The sequence below is a fragment of the Pseudomonas sp. EL_65y_Pfl2_R95 genome (assembly GCF_963971045.1).
Taxonomy (GTDB): Bacteria; Pseudomonadota; Gammaproteobacteria; order Pseudomonadales; family Pseudomonadaceae; genus Aquipseudomonas.
On sequence record NZ_CAXAOV010000001.1, the window covers coordinates 1,295,519 to 1,314,256 of the forward strand.

General features: G+C 55.8%; 14 protein-coding genes and 1 pseudogene. 8 read left to right on the forward strand and 7 right to left on the reverse strand.

Annotated elements, in window-relative coordinates; genetic code table 11:
* Positions 1 to 285: 285 nt before the first annotated feature.
* From AACY09_RS06175 to AACY09_RS06195, 5 genes are all read left to right on the forward strand, one after another.
* Positions 286 to 894: a HutD/Ves family protein gene (locus tag AACY09_RS06175; protein ID WP_339486661.1), complete on the forward strand. Its 609-nt coding sequence runs from the start codon at positions 286 to 288 to the stop codon at positions 892 to 894.
* Positions 895 to 1,368: 474 nt separating this feature from the next.
* Entirely contained in the window at positions 1,369 to 2,208 is an 840-nt protein-coding gene (locus AACY09_RS06180) for a sugar phosphate isomerase/epimerase family protein (RefSeq protein ID WP_339486662.1), read from the forward strand.
* A 13-nt stretch (positions 2,209 to 2,221) separates the two neighbouring features.
* On the forward strand, positions 2,222 to 3,280 hold the full coding sequence (locus AACY09_RS06185) for an isopenicillin N synthase family dioxygenase (RefSeq protein WP_339486663.1): 1,059 nt from the start codon (positions 2,222 to 2,224) through the stop codon (positions 3,278 to 3,280).
* Positions 3,281 to 3,329: 49 nt separating this feature from the next.
* Positions 3,330 to 4,130, forward strand: coding sequence for a transporter substrate-binding domain-containing protein (locus AACY09_RS06190; RefSeq protein ID WP_339486664.1), 801 nt, complete (start codon positions 3,330 to 3,332; stop codon positions 4,128 to 4,130).
* Positions 4,131 to 4,201: 71 nt separating this feature from the next.
* Positions 4,202 to 5,746 (forward strand): amino acid ABC transporter permease/ATP-binding protein, encoded by a 1,545-nt coding sequence (locus AACY09_RS06195; RefSeq protein ID WP_339486665.1) that lies wholly within the window; start codon positions 4,202 to 4,204, stop codon positions 5,744 to 5,746.
* 138 nt (positions 5,747 to 5,884) lie between these two features.
* On the opposite strand, the pseudogene AACY09_RS06200 reads toward AACY09_RS06195, so the two are convergent.
* The 4 genes and pseudogenes from AACY09_RS06200 to ettA all read right to left on the reverse strand — a co-directional run.
* Positions 5,885 to 6,058 (reverse strand): annotated as a pseudogene (locus tag AACY09_RS06200) (spermidine/putrescine ABC transporter substrate-binding protein PotF); the annotation flags it as partial.
* A 37-nt stretch (positions 6,059 to 6,095) separates the two neighbouring features.
* Positions 6,096 to 6,437 carry a cupin domain-containing protein gene (locus tag AACY09_RS06205; protein WP_339486666.1) on the reverse strand — a complete coding sequence of 114 codons (342 nt, stop codon included), beginning with the start codon at positions 6,435 to 6,437 and terminating at the stop codon, positions 6,096 to 6,098.
* A 44-nt stretch (positions 6,438 to 6,481) separates the two neighbouring features.
* Positions 6,482 to 7,888, reverse strand: a complete 1,407-nt coding sequence (locus AACY09_RS06210) for an NAD(P)/FAD-dependent oxidoreductase (protein WP_339486667.1) — start codon at positions 7,886 to 7,888, stop codon at positions 6,482 to 6,484.
* Between the two features lie 195 nt (positions 7,889 to 8,083).
* Positions 8,084 to 9,751 (reverse strand): energy-dependent translational throttle protein EttA, encoded by a 1,668-nt coding sequence (gene ettA / locus AACY09_RS06215; protein ID WP_339486668.1) that lies wholly within the window; start codon positions 9,749 to 9,751, stop codon positions 8,084 to 8,086.
* 497 nt (positions 9,752 to 10,248) lie between these two features.
* Between ettA and AACY09_RS06220 the strand changes: the two genes are divergently transcribed.
* On the forward strand, positions 10,249 to 14,418 hold the full coding sequence (locus AACY09_RS06220; protein WP_339486669.1) for an EAL domain-containing protein: 4,170 nt from the start codon (positions 10,249 to 10,251) through the stop codon (positions 14,416 to 14,418).
* 112 nt (positions 14,419 to 14,530) lie between these two features.
* The gene (gene glyA / locus AACY09_RS06225) at positions 14,531 to 15,784 is read left to right on the forward strand and encodes a serine hydroxymethyltransferase (RefSeq protein WP_339486670.1); all 1,254 of its coding nucleotides are present in this window, start codon (positions 14,531 to 14,533) and stop codon (positions 15,782 to 15,784) included.
* Positions 15,785 to 15,849: 65 nt separating this feature from the next.
* Here glyA and AACY09_RS06230 read toward each other — a convergent pair whose 3' ends face one another.
* On the reverse strand, positions 15,850 to 16,356 hold the full coding sequence (locus tag AACY09_RS06230) for a DUF3015 domain-containing protein (protein WP_339486671.1): 507 nt from the start codon (positions 16,354 to 16,356) through the stop codon (positions 15,850 to 15,852).
* Positions 16,357 to 16,596: 240 nt separating this feature from the next.
* Here AACY09_RS06230 and AACY09_RS06235 point away from each other — a divergent pair, with 240 nt between their 5' ends.
* Entirely contained in the window at positions 16,597 to 16,968 is a 372-nt protein-coding gene (locus AACY09_RS06235) for a PilZ domain-containing protein (RefSeq protein WP_339486672.1), read from the forward strand.
* A 23-nt stretch (positions 16,969 to 16,991) separates the two neighbouring features.
* On the opposite strand, the gene radA is transcribed toward AACY09_RS06235, so the two are convergent.
* Positions 16,992 to 18,356, reverse strand: a complete 1,365-nt coding sequence (radA, locus tag AACY09_RS06240) for a DNA repair protein RadA (protein ID WP_339486673.1) — start codon at positions 18,354 to 18,356, stop codon at positions 16,992 to 16,994.
* Between the two features lie 115 nt (positions 18,357 to 18,471).
* A complete protein-coding gene (locus AACY09_RS06245) occupies positions 18,472 to 18,717 on the reverse strand; it encodes a YdcH family protein (protein WP_339486674.1) in 246 nt (81 codons plus the stop codon).
* Positions 18,718 to 18,738 lie beyond the last annotated feature (21 nt).

The following is an 18,738-nucleotide window of genomic DNA, read 5'->3' on the forward strand; positions in this document are numbered from 1 at the left end:
TTCTTTAGCTGTTTCAACTTTGATAACTGCTTATGTATATACATTATGATCGATCGCCCAGCAGGTCAAGCCCCTCCCGGTCGATCTTGTCAGGGGCAATGTGCCACGCAAGTTGCCTATTCATTCGGCCAAAACCCCTTGATACTGCCTTATAAACAGTGTTGAATCACTGTTCAGCGCTGCTGCTTATTCCTTAAGTGGCCAGAACGATTAGCCCTCAGAATAAAATTTTCTAACTAGTCGATCGTCAACTTATTTGTATATACATTAAAAGGATTGGCTTTAATGAGCATCCGCGGAATCGACCTCGCCAGCGCCAAGCAGATGCCGTGGAAAAACGGCTCGGGCAGCACTGCCGAACTGGCCATCGCACCGCCAGGCGCGACCCTTGAAGATTTTGCCTGGCGTATCAGCAGCGCCAAGGTTGGCAGTAATGGCAGCTTTTCCAGTTTTGGCGGGCTGGATCGCAGCCTGGTCATATTGAGTGGCGCAGGCTTAACGCTGCACACCCAAGGCTCGGCCCCGCGGGCGCTGACACCCAGCTCTCAGCCTTGGGCGTTTCAAGGTGAGGCAACGGTGTATGCCGAGCTGATAGATGGCGAAGTGACTGACTTCAATGTAATCAGCCGCCGCGCGGACTGGACGCATCACTTGGCGGTGCTGGATATCGCTGCCAATCAGCGCTTGGACGCCGCAGAACAAACAACGGTATTGATGCTCTATTGCCACTCTGGCGGCCCGCTAACCTGCCAGATGCCGCTTGGCGAACCCTATGCATTAGCCCCAGGGCAAGGGTTGTTGCTGGATGAAGCAGATGCCAAGCAAACCATCAGGCTTAACGCGCAAACACCTGGCCAGCTGCTGGTAGCACGCCTAAAACATCACACGAGCTAACGCTGACATCGCCTAAAAACACCGTAACAGAGGTTCGCCTTAGGTTTCGAACGGCTTAAACAACGGCAACTGAATAGCGCCGCCGTGGCTTTTATTAGTTTAGAGAAATCAAAACTAATTATTTGGCAAACGCTATTCTTTCGCGCAGCAATCGCTCCCCATAATCGAGACAAATCTGCCCCCCCTCCGGGATGCAGCGGACTAGCCCTGTAGAGGCTGGCCAGATGAAAACCTTTGACTGCCAAATGCTGCGTTCGCGTAGCAACACTATAAAAAACGGCGCAGGCATGCCTAACGGTGCCCGTTGCCACGCGTTTCAAAGGACCCGTTATGTACCCTCATTACAGTGCTTCATCTACGCCTTTAAGTTTCCTTGACCACGCTGGCATCCACCTGCGCTAAGGCCCGTACCTGCTGATCACCAAGCCTAAGGCTTGCGCTCGGCAGAGACCCGCTCATTCGGGGACTTAATCTATGCAGCTCGAACTGTTTCGCACCCTATGGGGTTATCCCGGTAGCAAAGCTCAGGCCTATGCTGAGCTAAAAGCCGCTGGCTTTGATGGCATGGAAGCGCGTTTGCCGCTGGATGCCACCGAGCGCAAGGCCTTCGCCGGTTTTCTCAGCGCCGAGCAACTGGCGTATATCTGCATCGTATTCACCGCTTACGATGTGCTACCCGATCAATCAGCGACACCGGCCATGCACCTCGAAGACTTGGCGCGCAAGCTGGATTTAGCCAGCGAATTGCAGCCACGCTTCGTCAATGTATTGGCCGGCAATGATCGCTGGTCGCTGGCGCAACAGGTCGACTTCTTCGGTGGTGCGATGGACGTCGCCAGACGTAATGGCCTGCTCTGCAGCTTCGAGACACACCGCGCCCGCTCCCTGTTTAATCCATGGGTCACCCTTGATGTGATCCGGCAATTGCCAGAGATGCGCTTCACCAGTGACATCAGCCACTGGGTGGTGACCTGCGAGCGCCTGCTCGATGACCCAGCCGACGACCTCAGCGCCTTTGTTCAGCGCGTGCATCACATACAGGCACGCGTCGGTTACGACCAAGGCCCGCAAGTGCCGCACCCAGCCGCACCTGAATACGCTGCTGCACTGGCGTTTCATCAATCGCACTGGGAAGCCATTTGGCAATCGCAGCAAGCCCGTGGTTATCAGGTCAGCACCATGACCCCTGAGTTTGGCCCGGACGGTTATTTGCATCATTTGCCTTTTACCAATGTGCCAGTGGCTGATCTGTGGTCACTCAACCGCTGGATTGGCGACACCGAACGCCAGCACTTCAACCGTATATTTGCCTGAGCCGGAGCGCCCAATGCACTCACCTGAAACCCAAGCCAAACCCCGTGATGCCTTTACCTCGATTCCGGTTGTCGATATCGCCGGGCTGTTCAGCACTGATATCGACCAACGCCTGCGAGTGGCTCAAGAATTAGGCAAGGCAGCACGTGAAGTCGGTTTTTTGTATATCCGTAACCACGGCATCTGCGCCGAGCGCATCGACGGCTTGAGACGGGCTGCACGCGATTATTTTGCCCAGCCGATGGACACCAAGATGGGCCATTACATCGGCGTTTCAGAAAGCCATAAAGGCTACGTGCCCGAAGGCGAGGAGGTCTACTCGCAAGGAAAGCCTGACCACAAGGAAGCCTTTGATATCGGCTTTGAGGTTCCCCGTGACGACCCGCTCTTCACCGCAGGCACACCGCTGCTTGGGCCGAATCACTGGCCACAGCTGGCAGGCTTTCAGACCTCGGTGGAAAACTACTACCGTGATGTATTCGCTCTGGGCCGTGTGCTGTTCCAAGGCTTTGCCCTTGCTTTGGGCCTTGAAGAAAACTACTTCGATGCCCTCGTCACACGTCCGCCATCCAAACTGCGCCTGATTCACTACCCGTTCGACGGCGAAGCCCAAGACGCCCCAGGCATTGGGGCGCATACCGATTATGAGTGCTTCACCATTCTCCTGGCCGACAAACCCGGCCTTGAGGTGATGAACGAGTTAGGTGAGTGGATTGACGCACCACCGGTTGACGACGCTTTTGTGGTCAACATTGGCGACATGCTCGAAGTGATGACTGCTGGTGCATTTGTTGCCACGGCGCACCGAGTTCGTACAGTGCGCGAGGAGCGTTATTCGTTCCCCCTGTTTTACGCCTGCGATTTCCACACCCAAATCCGCCCGCTGCCGCAATTCGCCAGCGCTGATCAGTCTTATCAGCCGATCGCCATTGGCGAGCACATGTGGGCCCAAGCTTTGCAAACCTATCAATATCTACGCCAGCGCGTGGCTGACGGCACGTTAAGCCTGCCGGATCAGGCGCGCAAACCTTCAAGTTTTGGCCATTTAAAAAACCAGACGCAGCCTTCTTAAGCTGCGCCCCTCTGACACGCACTTAATTAATAACAACTGGGAGCACACCATGAAATTAGCCAACACCCTACGCTTGACGGGTCTGACCGCCGCACTGGTTGCATCTGGTCTGTGCCACGCGGACGTAACCACCACCACGCCGGGCCAATTCAAGGTCGGCATGGATATCACCTACCCGCCCTTCGAATCCTATGACGGCGACAAAGTTGTCGGCTCCGACCCTGACCTATCAGCCGCACTGGCCAAACAACTCAATCTTGAGGTCGCCTACGTCAATACCAAATTCTCCGGCTTGATCCTTGGGCTTAACGCCAAACATTACGATGCGGTTATCTCGGGCATGTACATCACTGCAGAGCGCACGAAGCAGGCGATGGCGATTCCCTACGCACAAACCGGCGCATCGATCATGGTCAAGGCCGGCAGCGAGGCTCAACCCAAAACCGAACAAGATCTGTGCGGCATGAAAGTTGGCCTGCAACAAGGCACCAACTGGGTCAAACAGCTGCAAGAGCTCTCCGAGAGCTACTGCACAACCAATGGCAAAGAGCCGATTGCCGTCAGCGAATATCCTTCTGCACCGGAAGCCACCCAAGCCATGCTCTCTGGCCACATTCAGGCCCAGATTGAAATCGCCGGCGCTGCCAAGCAAATCGCTGAGCGCTCCAAGCAGCGCGTAGAAATCAGCAGCCCGGGGCTGATCTACAAGCAAACCCTGGGTATCTATGTACAAAAAGATAATCAGGCCCTGCTCGATGCTCTCGCCAAAGCCCTGGAAGCGACCAAAGCCAACGGCGAATACACCGCCATGCTTGAGAAATACAGCCTAGAAGCACCGGCCGCCAACTGAGTTCTGGCCAGCGGTTGTAGCGCTGGCCGCATATGGCCCTGGGCCTGAGTTCAGGGCCAATGGAGATACCCATGCAATATGATTGGTCGTATTTTTTCTCGTTATTCTCAATGACGAGCTTCTGGAAAGCCTGCATCACCGTGATCGAACTCAGCACCCTCGCGTGGCTGATTGGCATGGTGCTCGGTTTCTTTCTGGCCTCAGCCAAACTCTCGACCAAAGCGTATCTGCGCATTCCCGTGGGCATCTACATCTGGTTTTTTCGCAGCGTACCGTTACTGGTGCTGGTGGTTTTCGTATACAACCTGCCGCAGTTGATCCCCGCGACAGGCAGCGTACTGTCTAACCCGTTTCTAGCTGGGCTCTTTGCCCTGGTGCTGACCGAAGCGGCCTACATGGCCGAGATCCATCGTGGCGGCCTGATTTCTGTGGCCAAAGGTCAAAAAGAAGCGGGACGCGCCCTGGCGATTGGCGGCGTGAGCATTCAACGGTTGATTGTGATTCCACAGGCGTTTCGCATCTCTCTGCCAACCCTGATCAATGAATACATCACCGTGGTTAAGCTGACCTCACTGGTCTCGGTCATCTCCCTGACTGAGCTGCTGATGGTCGGCCAGCGCCTGTATGCACAAAATTTCCTGGTCATGGAAACTCTGTCGGCGGTGGCGGTGTATTACGTCATGATCGTCACCGTATTTGGCTTTTTATTGCAGTACCTGGAGCGCAAGCTCGACCTTAATCTGCGCACACCGCAAACCTTGAGCGATCAGGCGCTGGAAAAACTGCGCAGCGTGGTCAGTACCGTCAGCAATAAATCCCGCGCCCAACAAGGTCCAGGAGCAGCGCCAGCACTGCAACTCAAAAAAATCCACAAAAGCTATGGCCAGCATGAAGTGCTAAAAGGCATCGACCTCAACATTGCCAGCGGTGAAGTGATTTCAATCATTGGCCCATCCGGTTCAGGCAAGACCTCGCTGATCCGCACCATCAACGGCCTTGAATCCATCGATCAGGGCGAGATAGTTTTGTTCGGCCACGACTTTATCACCGCCAAGGACCACCCCAACAACCTGCGCATGCGCAAAGGCGTGCAGCACATCGGCATGGTGTTTCAGAACTTCAACCTGTTCCCGCACCGCACCATTGTTGACAACATCACCATGGCCCCACGCTTTCACGGCAAGGTCGACCGCAGCGAAGCCGAAGCGCAGGCCTATGCCTTGCTCGATAAAGTTGGCTTGCTGGCGCACGCGCACAAGTACCCCCATCAACTGTCTGGCGGCCAGCAGCAGCGCGTAGCCATTGCCCGCGCGCTGGCCATGAACCCGGACATCATGCTCTTCGACGAACCGACCTCTGCCCTTGATCCGGAACTGGTCGGCGAAGTGCTCAAGGTTATCCGTGATCTGGCAAGCGAAGGCATGACCATGGTCATCGTTACCCACGAGATGGAGTTTGCCTTGTCGATCTCTGACCGGGTGATTCTCATGGAAAACGGCGTGATCCAGGCCGATGCAAGCCCTTGCGACATCCGCAAAGACAATGCCGGCGAACGCATCAAGCAGTTTATGGGGGTTGAGGCCGCGCAAGCAGAGCGCGAACTGGTAAGCGCCTAGGCGGCATACCAGCGTTTTATCCGAGCACAAAAAAATCCCGGAGCGCCCGGGATTTTTTGTGTCTGTTTGCCGCTAGATTCCACTTTTGACCTTGCTCCAAATCCGCGTACGCAGGCGGTCAATCTTCAGCGGCATTGCTTCCAGGGTCTCGTTGCTGTCATAGACGTCATAGTGATTGCCAATGCCCGTGGCCTTTTGGAAGCTTGTCATGGTGTCGGGAGCTATGTACTCAGACCAATTGTAGATACGCACAGCCTCGGTAGCCTGACAGGTTGAAGCCAGCAACAGCATGGGGATGAGTTTCTTGAGCATGACGCTTTTACCTCTGGTTTTTGTTGTTATCAGTCTGTTAAAAAATCAGCACATAGCTTTTGCGCAAGGTTTCCTGGATGTCCCAGATGCCCATTGAATTGGCCGGAAGCAAAATTGCATCACCTGCTTCGATCAGCACAGGTTCGCCGCCGTCCGGGGTGAAGGTGGCGCGCCCGGCGATAAAATGACAAAACTCCTGCTGCTCAATCTGCCGCCGCCAGCGCCCTGGGCTGCACTCCCAAACACCGGTTTCAACGCCGTCTGCGCGCTCAACACTGTGCGTTGAAGCAATCGCTATGGGTTCGCCAAGTGGCACCGCAACGGGGTTGGATTCATCCAGTTGCAGGGTGGCGGTCTGTTTAAATTGAGTGATGCTCATTGTTGTGCTCCTGGTTTAAATTGTTCTGCCGATGGCCAACGCGCTCAGCGCATCAGTCCTTCCATAAAACCAGCCAAATGCTGGGCAAGCTGACGACGCCAAGGCGCAGTTGCCGGGTTGGCTAGCACTTTGTCTTCGTGGGTAAAGCTTTTGATAATGGCGTTGTAGCCGAGCCAGCGGCAGGGTTCAGGCTCCCAGCAGGACAAGCTGCGCAGCGGTGTATCACCGAGCACCCAAGGTTGCTGAGTCAACAGGTTGTCTTGACCGAGAATCAGCGCGGCCAACGTCCGACCGCCAAGGTTGCTGGCGCCGACACCTTCGCCGCCGTAGCCGCCCGACAGGGCAATACCGGCCTTGCGGTCGATCAACATATGCGGATGAAAACGTCGGGCTACGCCGAGATTTCCGCCCCACGAATGGCTCAAACGCACATTACGCAACTGCGGGAACAACTCACCAAACAGATACCGGCGCAGCGCGAGTTCATTCCCGTTCAGGTTGAAATCGCTGCGAAGACGTCCCCCAAACTGATAACCGCCGCGGGCACCAAATACCAGGCGATCATCTGCGCTGCGCTGCCCATAGGTGACCTGCTTACTGTTCTCGCTAAATGCCTGGCCGCGCTCCAAGCCGATTTGCGCCCAGGTATCGGCAGTAAGCGGCTCGGTAGCGACAATCAAACTTTGCACCGGCAACTGATAACGACCCAGTGGCGGTAGTGAACCGGCATAACCTTCAACCGCCGGCACCAACCAGTCCGCCTTTACCGAGCCTTGTGCCGTGCTTAACCGCCCCTTGTCCCAGTGGGTAACGCGGCTCTGCTCGAAGATCTTCACACCCATGCGCTCGACACACTCAGCCAAGCCCCGGGCTAGGCGCGCCGGTTGAATAGTCGCGCAGTGGGGGCTGAACAAAGCGCCGTACGGATTAGCAATACGCAACTGTCCGGCCAATTCAGAGGGGGTCAGCCAGCGGTAATCCTCTTCGCCCATGCCTTGCGCTCGAGCGCTCTGCAGTTGCGCACGCAGGGCAACCTCCTGCTCGGGATAACGCGCGGCGCAATACAGCACGCCGCCCTTGCGGTAATCACAGTTGATCGATTCGCGCGCTAACACCTCAGCGACTTCATCCGGTATGCCGTGCAGCAAGGAACGTGAGGCCTGACGCGCCTCAAGCGAGAGCCCGGCAAGCAGCCGATCACTGCCGAGCAAATCACCAATCAGCCAACCACCATTACGACCCGAGGCGCCAAAACCTGCGGTCTCGGCCTCGACAATCACGATCTCAAGTTGCGGCGCTTGGCGCTTGAGGTAATAGGCGGTCCACAGTCCGGTGTAACCGGCACCAATGATGGCGACATCCGCTTGAATGTCCTCACCCAGCGCCGGGCGGGCACGCAAGGGGTCTTCCAGTTGGTCCATCCACAGACTGATGTTGCGCCAGTTACTCACGGCGATGCTCCGCTCACAATTGAAGTTGAGCGCAGACTATTAACTCGACCTGTAATTTGTCTTGCGTGCGGGCACGCAAGGAAAAAATGGTGGCCGTTGCAGGGTGCGTCAACGCGAAGCTTGGCCACTATTATTCGCGCATAAAAAAACCGGTCGCTGAGCCGCGACCGGTTTTTAATTCACGCCAGTAAAGTCTTACTGCGCGAGCTTCTTGTGACGCACACGATGCGGCTGAGCAGCTGCTTCGCCAAGGCGCTTCTTACGATCAGCTTCATATTCAGTGTAGTTACCTTCGAAGAACTCAATGTGCGAGTCGTCTTCGTACGCCAGAATATGTGTGGCCACGCGGTCAAGGAACCAGCGATCGTGCGAGATCACAATGGCGGCGCCAGGGAAATCGAGCAATGCTTCTTCCAAAGAACGCAGGGTTTCTACGTCGAGGTCGTTTGATGGCTCATCGAGCAGCAAGACATTAGCGCCCTCTTTCAAGGTCAGGGCCAAATGCAGCCGGCCACGCTCACCACCGGAAAGGTCTTTAACGAACTTCTGCTGATCACCGCCTTTGAAGTTGAAGCGACCGACATAGGTACGCGACGGCACTTCATAATTGCCAATCTTGATCATGTCGGAGCCATTGGACACGGCTTCCCACACAGTCTTGCTGCCATCCAGGTCTTCGCGGCTCTGGTCAACACAGGCCATCTGCACGGTCTCGCCAATTTCGATGCTGCCTGAATCTGGCTGCTCTTTGCCCATCAACATACGGAACAGAGTCGACTTACCGGCACCGTTACCACCGATCACACCGACGATGGCGCCTTTGGGCATGCTGAACGACAGGTTGTCGATCAAGGCGCGGTCGCCGTAGCCTTTGCTGACGTTAACGAAGTCGATCACTTTGTCGCCCAGACGCGAGCCCGCCGGGATGTAGATCTCGTTGGTTTCGCTGCGCTTCTGAAATTCTTGCGACTGCATTTCTTCGAAACGCTGCAAACGTGCCTTGGATTTCGACTGACGGGCTTTAGCGCCTTTGCGCACCCACTCCAGCTCGTCCTTCATGGCTTTTTCGTGGGCCGACTGCTGCTTGGACTCCTGGGCCAAACGGTCCGACTTGGCTTCAAGCCAACCCGAATAGTTGCCTTCGTACGGAATACCCGCGCCACGGTCGAGTTCGAGAATCCAACCGGCGACATTGTCCAGGAAATAACGGTCGTGGGTAATCGCAACCACGGTACCCGGGAAGTCGTGCAGGAAGTGCTCAAGCCACGCCACCGAATCGGCATCAAGGTGGTTGGTTGGTTCATCAAGCAGCAGCATGTCAGGTGCAGACAGCAACAAGCGGCACAGGGCTACACGGCGCTTCTCACCACCGGACAGGTGCTCAACCTTGGCATCCCAGGCTGGCAGACGCAGCGCATCGGCGGCGACTTCAAGCTGACGCTCAAGATTGTGACCGTCGGAGGTTTGCAGGATGGCTTCAAGTTTGGCTTGTTCGGCTGCCAACTTGTCGAAGTCGGCATCGGGTTCAGCATAGGCGGCATAGACTTCATCCAGGCGCGCTTGCGCATTCTTGATGACGCTAACGGCCTCTTCAACCACTTCTCGAACGGTTTTGCTTGGGTCCAACACAGGTTCCTGCGGCAGGTAACCCACATTCAACTCAGGCATTGGGCGCGCTTCGCCGTCAAACTCGGTATCAACGCCTGCCATGATTTTCAGCAGCGTGGACTTACCCGAACCATTGAGGCCGAGCACGCCGATTTTGGCGCCTGGAAAGAACGACAGCGAAATATTTTTGAGAATTTCCCGCTTCGGCGGCACAACTTTGCTCAGCCGATGCATGGTATAGACGTATTGGGCCATGGATAACCTTGATACTTAGACTAGAAACTGGGACACGGGCATGTCGCCTTACGGGCAGAGCACTGCGATAGGCTCGCTGCGACTACTGGCTCCGTGAGTATTGAGAACGCATAACGATTCCGACGACCGGCTTTAAATACCTTGCAAATAGCTGTGGATGCCAATTTACCTAAGCAAATAAAGGCTTCAAGCTATTCTAGCTGGCTTAAACCGTTACACAGAGAATCTGTTTACAGGTTCTTCGAGCATGATTTGCTCGCGCGTGAGTGGCAAAGCTACCGGAATGCGGGCTGTAGGGCAAATTACACTCGCCGAACGGGCTGGCACTTTGCCACAATTGTGGCATTCTTGCGTGCCGCGCACGCGAATAAACTGTTTGCTACGTACAAACACTCGTAACATCCAGCACCATCTGCAGTTGCAAGGTCCAAAAACAAGTGCCATCTACCGCCCCATCAAAGACGCCGCCCCACTCGCCTGAGCCTCAAGCCACGCCTATGCGTAGCTCGCTTAAGCGTAGCCTGGTGGTTTTGGTATTGGTGATGTTGGCGTTGCTGCTATGGCAGTTGATGCTCGAGTCGCGCAACCTGCAGCAGACTCAACGGCAAATGGGCCTGGTATTCAGCAGCCAGTTGGCCAACACCCTGAGCATGAATTTGTCGATCAAGGCGCAGTCCGCTCAAGCCTTATTGCGCGCAAAAAACCTGCGCAACGACGCCCCCGAAAACGCGCAGAGCCTGGTCGAGACCCTGGCCGGTATTTATCCGGCCATCGAAAGCATTGCCCGACTGTCTGCTGACGGTGCGATCAGTGCCGATAGCGCAGCGAGCGCAACAGATGCGCGATTTATTGCGAGCTTGGTCAGCCGCAATCCTGGGGCGCCATACCATTATGCGTTCACCGCGGAACCGAACGGGCGTTTTTACCTGTTATTGAGTGAGCGCAGCGGTTATTGGCTCCTGCGTTTCAGCAGCAATGCCATCGCCAGTTGGCTACATGATCAGCCGCTCAATGCTTACCAGTGGTTGCTGGAAGACCGGCTCACCCAGCGCGCCATTGTGGGCCCACACAGTAAGGCCGAGACCACCAAAAGGCTGTTCCCACCGGTAACCGCAACTGACTTGGCACAAACTATCCAGACCCTGGCCATCGACAATAGCGACTGGCAATTGCGCGCCCTGTTCAACGAAGATTTGGTCCGGGCTCAGCAACTGCCGACTCTTGCCGGTAAGTTTCTGTTGTTTATTCTGTGCTCGATCCTGACGCTGGTCGCGCTGTATCGGCTACTACTCGACCAGAGCCAGCTGCACCGGGCAAACGCCGAGTCCAAGCGTTCTTTGCGCCAGGCAGCCAGTGCCCTTGGCGCCATTGAAGAGCGGGTATTGGTGACCGATAGCCAAGGCTATATCGAGTATTTAAACCCGCAAGCTGAAAGCCTGTTTGGGCTAGGTGATAAGGCCCGCGGCCGACACATTTTTGAAGTGCTGCCGCAATTGGACCCACTATTGCTGCAGGGCAGCGCGTTCAGCAATGAAGTCAGCCCGGAACCCCTTGAGATTGACGTCAAAGGCAGCAAGCGCCTATTCGACATCAACCGCAGCAATCTCAGCGACGGCGAACACAGCAACGGTTACGCCTGGGTACTGCGTGACGTCACCGATGAACAGCACGCCACTCACGTATTGCTCAATGCTCGTCGCCGCTATCAGGACATCTTCGACGGCACCGGCACCGCGCTCTGTGTACTCGACCTTTCTGCACTGGCGCAGTACCTCCATGACCAACAAGTAACCTCACCTGCGCAGCTCAGCCAATGGCTGCTGGAGAACCCCGAACAACTTAAGCAACTACCGCAATTGATGCGCGTTAGCGAAACCAACCACGTCGCCCTACGCCTGCTGAAGGTCAATTCGCCACGCGAGGCGTGGGAGCTGCTGTTCAATCACGGGGAGTTGAACCTCAACGACTATCGCGGCGAATTGCTGGGCGCCCTACTGACTGGCAAAACCCAGTTTGATCAAGAGGTCAGCCTGCTCACGGCGGATGATCGGGAACGTCACCTGTGGTTGCAGATAAACCTGCCCGAGGACAATGACGACCTGAACTCGGTCACCCTGAGCATTACCGACATCACCAGCCGCAAGCATACCGAGCTGTCATTGATTGAACGCGAGCGTTTCTGGTCTAGCGTGGTGCAGGCCGTCCCTGACACGCTTTACGTACACGATTTGAGCAATAAGTCGGTGCTTTTCAGCAATCACCATCTGGGCTTGCAGCTCGGCTACAGCAGTGAAGAACTTAAAGCCTTTGGCGAGCAGTTCTGGGAGCGCCTGCTGCACCCGGACGATGCTGACTACTATCAGCGAGTCCGCAGCCTGCAGCACGTTGTTGGCAACGGCATACTGCTGGAGTCCCAGTTGCGCTGGCGCCACCGCAATGGCAACTGGCTTTGGTTCAGCATCCGCGAGCAGGCCCTATCGCGCAATGCTGCCGGTCATGTTGATCGGCTGATTGGCGTGGCCAAAGATATTTCCGAACAAATTGAGCACAGTGAATCGCTGCGCGACAGTGAGCAGCGCTATCGACTGCTGGCGGAAAGCACTTCAGATGTCATTTATTCAACGGATAACACCCTGCAAGTTGACTACATCAGCCCATCGATCAAGACCCTGCTAGGGTATGAGCCTGAGGAGGCAAAAGCCCGGGGCTTGTTCAGCCTCGCCGCCAAGCCTGCGCAGTTGAAGGAGCTGCAAGAAATCGTCGATGAATTGCGCGCCGCCCTGGGCGATCCACTGCGCATGACTGAATTGACGGACAAACTTCAGCCACGTCTGTTTATGTTTGACTGTTTGCGCAGCGATGAGCGCAAAGTCCCGATGGAGCTGCGACTAGTCGCCATGTGGGACGAGAACAATCGATTCAAAGGCCTTCATGGTGTGGCGCGCGACATCACCCAGCATCGCCGCATAGAGAACGAGCTGCGCATGGCAGCAACGGTCTTCGAACACTCAACAGCCGCCATTCTGGTAACAGATCCCGCTGGCTATATCGTGCAAACCAACGAAGCATTCAGCCACGTCACGGGCTATAGCTCAGAGCAAGTGATTGACCAGCTGCCAAGCCGATTAACCGCTGACCGGCAACAGGCCAATCAACTGAACTTCATTCTCGCGCAGCTCAATCAGCGCGGCAGCTGGGAGGGCGAAGTGTGGCTGAAACGTCGCGACGGGGAAAACTTCCCGGCGTGGGTAGGCATTACCGCCGTACAGGATGATGAAGGCGACCTGGTCAGCTACGTCTGCTTCTTCAGCGACATCAGTGAACGTAAAGCCAGCGAACAACGCATCCACCGCCTGGCTTACTACGACCCGCTTACCCTGTTGCCGAATCGGACCTTGTTTCAAGATCGCCTGCACACCTCATTGCACCAAGCCGAGCGTCAAGGTGAGTGGGTGGTATTGATGTTCCTTGACCTTGACCGTTTCAAACCGATCAACGACTCCCTTGGCCACGCGGCTGGCGACCGCATGCTCAAAGACGTTGCAACCCGTCTGGCGGCCTGCGTGAATGACGACGACACCGTCGCGCGCATGGGCGGCGATGAGTTCACCCTGCTGCTGAAATCGCACCCCAGCCGCAACAATGCATTGAACCGGGCAATCCACGTTGCCGAGCAGATCCTTGCCAGTCTGGCTCAGGCATTTGTGCTCGAAGGCCGTGAGTTCTTCGTAACGGCCAGCATCGGCATCGCCCTGAGTCCGCAAGACGGCAAAGAACTCAGTCAACTGATGAAAAACGCCGACACGGCGATGTACCACGCCAAGGAACGTGGCAAGAACAATTTCCAGTTCTACCAGAGCGATATGAATGCCAGAGCGCTAGAGCGCATTGAACTGGAAAGCGACCTGCGCCATGCGCTTGAGCAAGGTGAACTGGTGTTGTTCTACCAACCGCAGTTCGCCTGCAACGGTCAACGTCTGACCGGCGTTGAGGCCCTGCTGCGCTGGCAGCACCCTAAACGTGGCTTGGTCTCGCCGGTTGAGTTTATTCCAGTGCTGGAAGAGCTTGGCCTGGTGGTCGATGTGGGTGACTGGGTTATTGCCCAAGCCTGTCGTCAGCTCAGAGCATGGCAAGATGACGATATGCGCATCCCGAAAATTTCGGTCAACCTGTCAGCGCGCCAGTTCGCCGACGGCGAACTCGACAAACGCATCACCCGAATTCTCAATGAGACGGGAATCGATGCAGGATGCCTTGAGCTCGAACTCACCGAAAGCATCCTGATGAATGATGTGGCAAATGCCCTGCGCACCCTGACAAGTCTCAAACGTCTTGGCTTAAGCATTGCGATTGACGACTTTGGCACCGGTTACTCGTCCCTCAACTACCTCAAGCAATTCCCAATCGATGTGCTGAAAATTGACCGCAGCTTCGTCGATGGCTTGCCTCAAGGTGAGCAAGATGCGCAGATAGCCAGAGCCATCATCGCCATGGCCCACAGTTTGAATCTGGCGGTGATTGCCGAGGGCGTTGAAACCCAAGCCCAACTTGATTTCTTACGCCAGTACAACTGCGACGAAATCCAGGGTTTCCTGCTCGGCAAACCAATGCCCGCTCACCAACTAAGGGCCCAGTTCAGTGGCGCAGCCCTGTTTATGCTGAGCTGACATGAGCCCCACTTGTCAGGCACATGACCGCCATTCATACCCGCACTCGTGCAGTATGGGGTAGAATCCGCACCCTATTTCTTCAGCCCAGCTGTTTTCTCAGGGGATTGCCATGTTCAGCCGTGATTTGAATCTTGCCCGTTTTGACGCCGAATTGTTTGCCGCGATGGAGCAAGAAGCCCAACGCCAGGAAGAACACATCGAACTGATCGCCTCGGAAAACTACACCAGCCCAGCGGTGATGGAAGCCCAAGGCTCGGTGCTGACCAACAAGTATGCTGAAGGCTATCCGGGCAAGCGCTACTACGGCGGCTGCGAATACGTTGATATCGTTGAGCAGGTCGCCATTGACCGCGCCAAAGAGCTGTTCGGTGCTGACTATGCCAACGTCCAGCCGCACTCCGGCTCGCAAGCAAACAGCGCAGTCTACATGGCCTTGCTCAATGCTGGCGACACCGTCCTGGGCATGAGCCTGGCCCACGGTGGTCACCTGACTCACGGCGCCAGCGTCAGCTTCTCGGGCAAGATCTACAATGCTGTGCAGTACGGCATCAACGACGACGGCCTGATCGATTACGATGAAGTGGAACGCCTGGCCGTTGAACACAAGCCCAAAATGATCATCGCCGGTTTCTCTGCCTACTCGCAGATTCTCGACTTCCCACGTTTCCGCGCAATCGCTGACAAAGTCGGTGCTTACCTGTTTGTCGACATGGCCCACGTAGCTGGCCTGGTTGCCGCCGGCGTATACCCGAACCCAGTGCCATTCGCTGACGTTGTCACTACCACGACCCACAAAACCCTGCGCGGTCCACGTGGCGGCTTGATTCTGGCGCGCAAGAACGAAGAGCTGGAAAAGAAATTCAACTCAGCGGTATTCCCGGGCGGCCAAGGTGGCCCACTGGAGCACGTCATTGCAGCCAAGGCCGTTTGCTTCAAAGAAGCCTTGCTGCCTGAGTTCAAGACTTACCAACAGCAAGTCATCAAAAACGCCCAGACCATGGCCAGCGTGTTTATGGAAAACGGCTATGACGTGGTGTCTGGCGGGACTGAGAACCACTTGTTCCTGCTGAGCCTGATCAAGCAAGACATCACCGGCAAAGAAGCCGATGCTGCACTGGGCCGTGCGTTTATCACCGTCAACAAAAACTCGGTGCCAAACGACCCACGCTCACCTTTCGTTACTTCAGGTCTGCGTATCGGCACACCTGCGGTGACCACTCGTGGCTTCAAGGAAGATGAGTGCCGTCAGCTGGCTGGCTGGATCTGTGAAATCCTCGCCAACATTGGCGATGACGCGGTTGAGAGCAGTGTCCGTGAACAGGTCAAAGCCCTGTGCGCGCGCTTCCCGGTCTATGGTGCGTAACCCGTCGTAAACTGCTTAACGAAAAAGCCCGCCAAATTGGCGGGCTTTTTTGTGGCCGGTATTGGTTACGCCGGTGTTTTAGCGTAGACAGCCAGTTTGCTATCGCGACTCATGACATCCATGGTGGAAGCCAGAACTTGCTCGCTGGTGACGTCTGCAGAAGAGAAGATCGTGTTGAAGTTCTCGTGCGTGACCTTGGCAAACTGCGCGCGGTCACTTGCCGGAATGCCGAGCAGTACAGCGTAGGCATCAAGTGCCTCACCCTGACCTTGGGCCATATCTTCTGCAATCGAGTCGAGCATGCCGTTCATGGCCAGCATTGAGCGCCCACCATAGGTGAGCTTGCCGCTGGTGCTACAGCCGTTCGTACCGGAGGTCATACCAAAGGTGGCATTACCTGAAGTACCGTTGGTTGTACTGGCCAGAAAGTGTGGTGCGAGGCCACGTTGACCATCAAAAAGCATGTTACCCCAACCGCATGCCGGGCCGCCTGGCGCTTCGGCGTAAGCCCCAACGCTGGCAACAGTCAACAAACCGAAAATCAAGCCTTTGCTCAGCAATCGCTTTTCCATTTTTCTTGTGCTCCACCAAAATATAATTATAAAGCTGCACTAGCAGCTTTGGTGAAACTTGCAAAACTGTCAAATATGCCGCGTCGTCCAGCGCCGAAACTGCAAACAGCCGTTGACGTTTCGCCCAATGTTTTAAGGGGTTTGCTCGAAAAACAAAGCTCAAAATATTTTTCTCACGAAACAAACATCTTCCCCCGCCTGGCTTGGCTATAGTGTGAGAACGCCAATCAGGAGTCGATTATGAGTGATACAAACTCGGAGCGTAGACGCTTTCAGCGAATTGCCTTTGACGCACCCACCGAAATATCCCAGGGCACCCAGCGCTGGGAGGTAATACTGCATGATGTCTCGCTTAAAGGCTTGATGGTTGAACGCCCCGCAGACTGGCAGGCAGATCCACAGCAGCTGTTTGATGTGCAGATCAGCCTCAGCGATGTCGCCAAGGTGCGCATGGAGGTCACCCAGACGCGCGATGATGCAGGCTTACTGGGTTTTGCCTGCGAGCACATCGACCTCGAATCGATAAGCCACCTGCGCCGCCTGGTCGAGCTTAATCTGGGCGATGAATCACTGCTTGAACGCGAACTCAGCGCGCTGGGAGAGGAACCCTGAAGCGCGCAGACAACAAGATGCGGTTAATCAAATAAAGCATCCAGTGCTTGTTCAAGTCGCGTGACTGCAATCACTTCGAGCCCTGGCGGCGACTCTTTTGGGGCGTTGCCCTTGGGCACAATGGCACGCTTGAAACCGTGTTTGGCAGCCTCTTTCAAACGTTCCTGACCACTGGGCACCGGCCGAATCTCACCCGACAAGCCGACTTCACCAAACACCAGCAAATCATTGGCCAGTGGCCGATTACGCAGGCTTGAAATAACCGCCGCCATGAGCGCCAAATCTGAGGCTGTTTCCAGTACCTTGACCCCGCCAACGACGTTAAGAAAAACGTCCTGATCATAAGTAGGGATACCGCCATGGCGATGCAATACAGCCAGTAGCATGGCCAAGCGGTTTTGATCCAGACCCAGCGTGACCCGCCGCGGGTTGCCCAAGTGGCTGGTATCAACCAGCGCTTGCACCTCAACCAGCATCGGCCGCGTGCCTTCCCAGGTTGCCATGACCACGCTACCCGGTACTTCTTCCTGCGCCCGGGTGAGGAAGATGGCTGAAGGATTGGTCACCTCTTTCAGACCTTTATCCGTCATGCCAAACACACCCAGTTCATTGATCGCACCAAAGCGGTTCTTCACTGCCCGCAGCAGCCGCAAGCGTCCGTCTGACTCGCCCTCGAAATACAGCACGGTATCAACCATGTGCTCGAGTACGCGCGGGCCTGCCAATGCGCCCTCTTTAGTAACATGACCAACCAAGAAAATTGCCGTGCCACTCTGTTTGGCAAAGCGCACCAGCAAAGCAGCACTTTCGCGGACCTGCGCCACGCCACCAGGCGCGGACTGCAACTGCTCGGTAAAAATGGTTTGGATCGAATCGATCACCATGACTTTGGGCTTTTCCTGCCGCGCCGTGGCAATGATGTTTTCGATACAGGTTTCAGTCATGACCTTGAGTTTGTCTTCCGGCAAACCCAGGCGTCGTGCGCGCATAGCCACTTGCTGCTGGGATTCTTCACCGGTCACATACAGGGCCGGAAAGCGCGTGGCGATGTTGCACAGGGTTTGCAATAAGATGGTCGACTTGCCGATGCCAGGATCGCCACCAATCAGCACCACAGAGCCGTCAACCAAGCCACCACCCAACACCCGGTCGAGCTCGCCAGATGCAGTCGAGAAGCGCGGCATCTCTTCAACGCTGACTTCGGCCAAGGTCTTTAACGGTGCCTGCTGACCGGCCCAACCGCTGCGCCCGCTGGGAGCGGGCGCATTCGCCTCAAGCATGGTTTCGACTAGGGTATTCCAAGCGCCGCACTCACCACACTGACCGGCCCACTTGGGAAATGTGGCACCGCATTCGGTGCAGCCATACAGTCGTTTGGCCTTAGCCATCAGCAGACTTCCTCAGAGCAAAGCGTCCATCATAGCCTGTCCTGAGGAAGCGGCGACACTGTACAACGCTGCCAATTGTTGATCCGCAAGGTCGCGCTGAACCCGCGCTTGGAGCCTAATCGCCCTTGCTGCTGAGCAAGTCGGAAATGTCATCTTTAAGCGAGACGCGCTGCATCTTCAAGCCTTGCAAGTTCAAATCGTCCATCGAGTCGTGGCCGTCTTCGATCTCATAGATACGCTTATCCAGGGCTTCATATTCTTCGACGAGCCGGGCAAAGCGCTTATTCGTCTGGGCCAAGGCAATGAACTGCGCGGCGTGTTGAGGAAACTCATGTTTTAGGGAGTGATGTTCCAACGGCATGTTTGCGCCCTCTTCTTAGTG

Bases quoted from the DNA above. Each gene is read 5' to 3' on its own strand.
- AACY09_RS06175 (WP_339486661.1), top strand. From the start codon at position 286: ATGAGCATCCGCGGAATCGACCTCGCCAGCGCCAAGCAGATGCCGTGG.
- AACY09_RS06180 (WP_339486662.1), top strand. From the start codon at position 1,369: ATGCAGCTCGAACTGTTTCGCACCCTATGGGGTTATCCCGGTAGCAAA.
- AACY09_RS06185 (WP_339486663.1), top strand. From the start codon at position 2,222: ATGCACTCACCTGAAACCCAAGCCAAACCCCGTGATGCCTTTACCTCG.
- AACY09_RS06190 (WP_339486664.1), top strand. From the start codon at position 3,330: ATGAAATTAGCCAACACCCTACGCTTGACGGGTCTGACCGCCGCACTG.
- AACY09_RS06195 (WP_339486665.1), top strand. From the start codon at position 4,202: ATGCAATATGATTGGTCGTATTTTTTCTCGTTATTCTCAATGACGAGC.
- AACY09_RS06205 (WP_339486666.1), bottom strand. From the start codon at position 6,437: ATGAGCATCACTCAATTTAAACAGACCGCCACCCTGCAACTGGATGAA.
- ettA (WP_339486668.1), bottom strand. From the start codon at position 9,751: ATGGCCCAATACGTCTATACCATGCATCGGCTGAGCAAAGTTGTGCCG.
- AACY09_RS06220 (WP_339486669.1), top strand. From the start codon at position 10,249: ATGCGTAGCTCGCTTAAGCGTAGCCTGGTGGTTTTGGTATTGGTGATG.
- glyA (WP_339486670.1), top strand. From the start codon at position 14,531: ATGTTCAGCCGTGATTTGAATCTTGCCCGTTTTGACGCCGAATTGTTT.
- AACY09_RS06230 (WP_339486671.1), bottom strand. From the start codon at position 16,356: ATGGAAAAGCGATTGCTGAGCAAAGGCTTGATTTTCGGTTTGTTGACT.
- AACY09_RS06235 (WP_339486672.1), top strand. From the start codon at position 16,597: ATGAGTGATACAAACTCGGAGCGTAGACGCTTTCAGCGAATTGCCTTT.
- radA (WP_339486673.1), bottom strand. From the start codon at position 18,356: ATGGCTAAGGCCAAACGACTGTATGGCTGCACCGAATGCGGTGCCACA.
- AACY09_RS06245 (WP_339486674.1), bottom strand. From the start codon at position 18,717: ATGCCGTTGGAACATCACTCCCTAAAACATGAGTTTCCTCAACACGCC.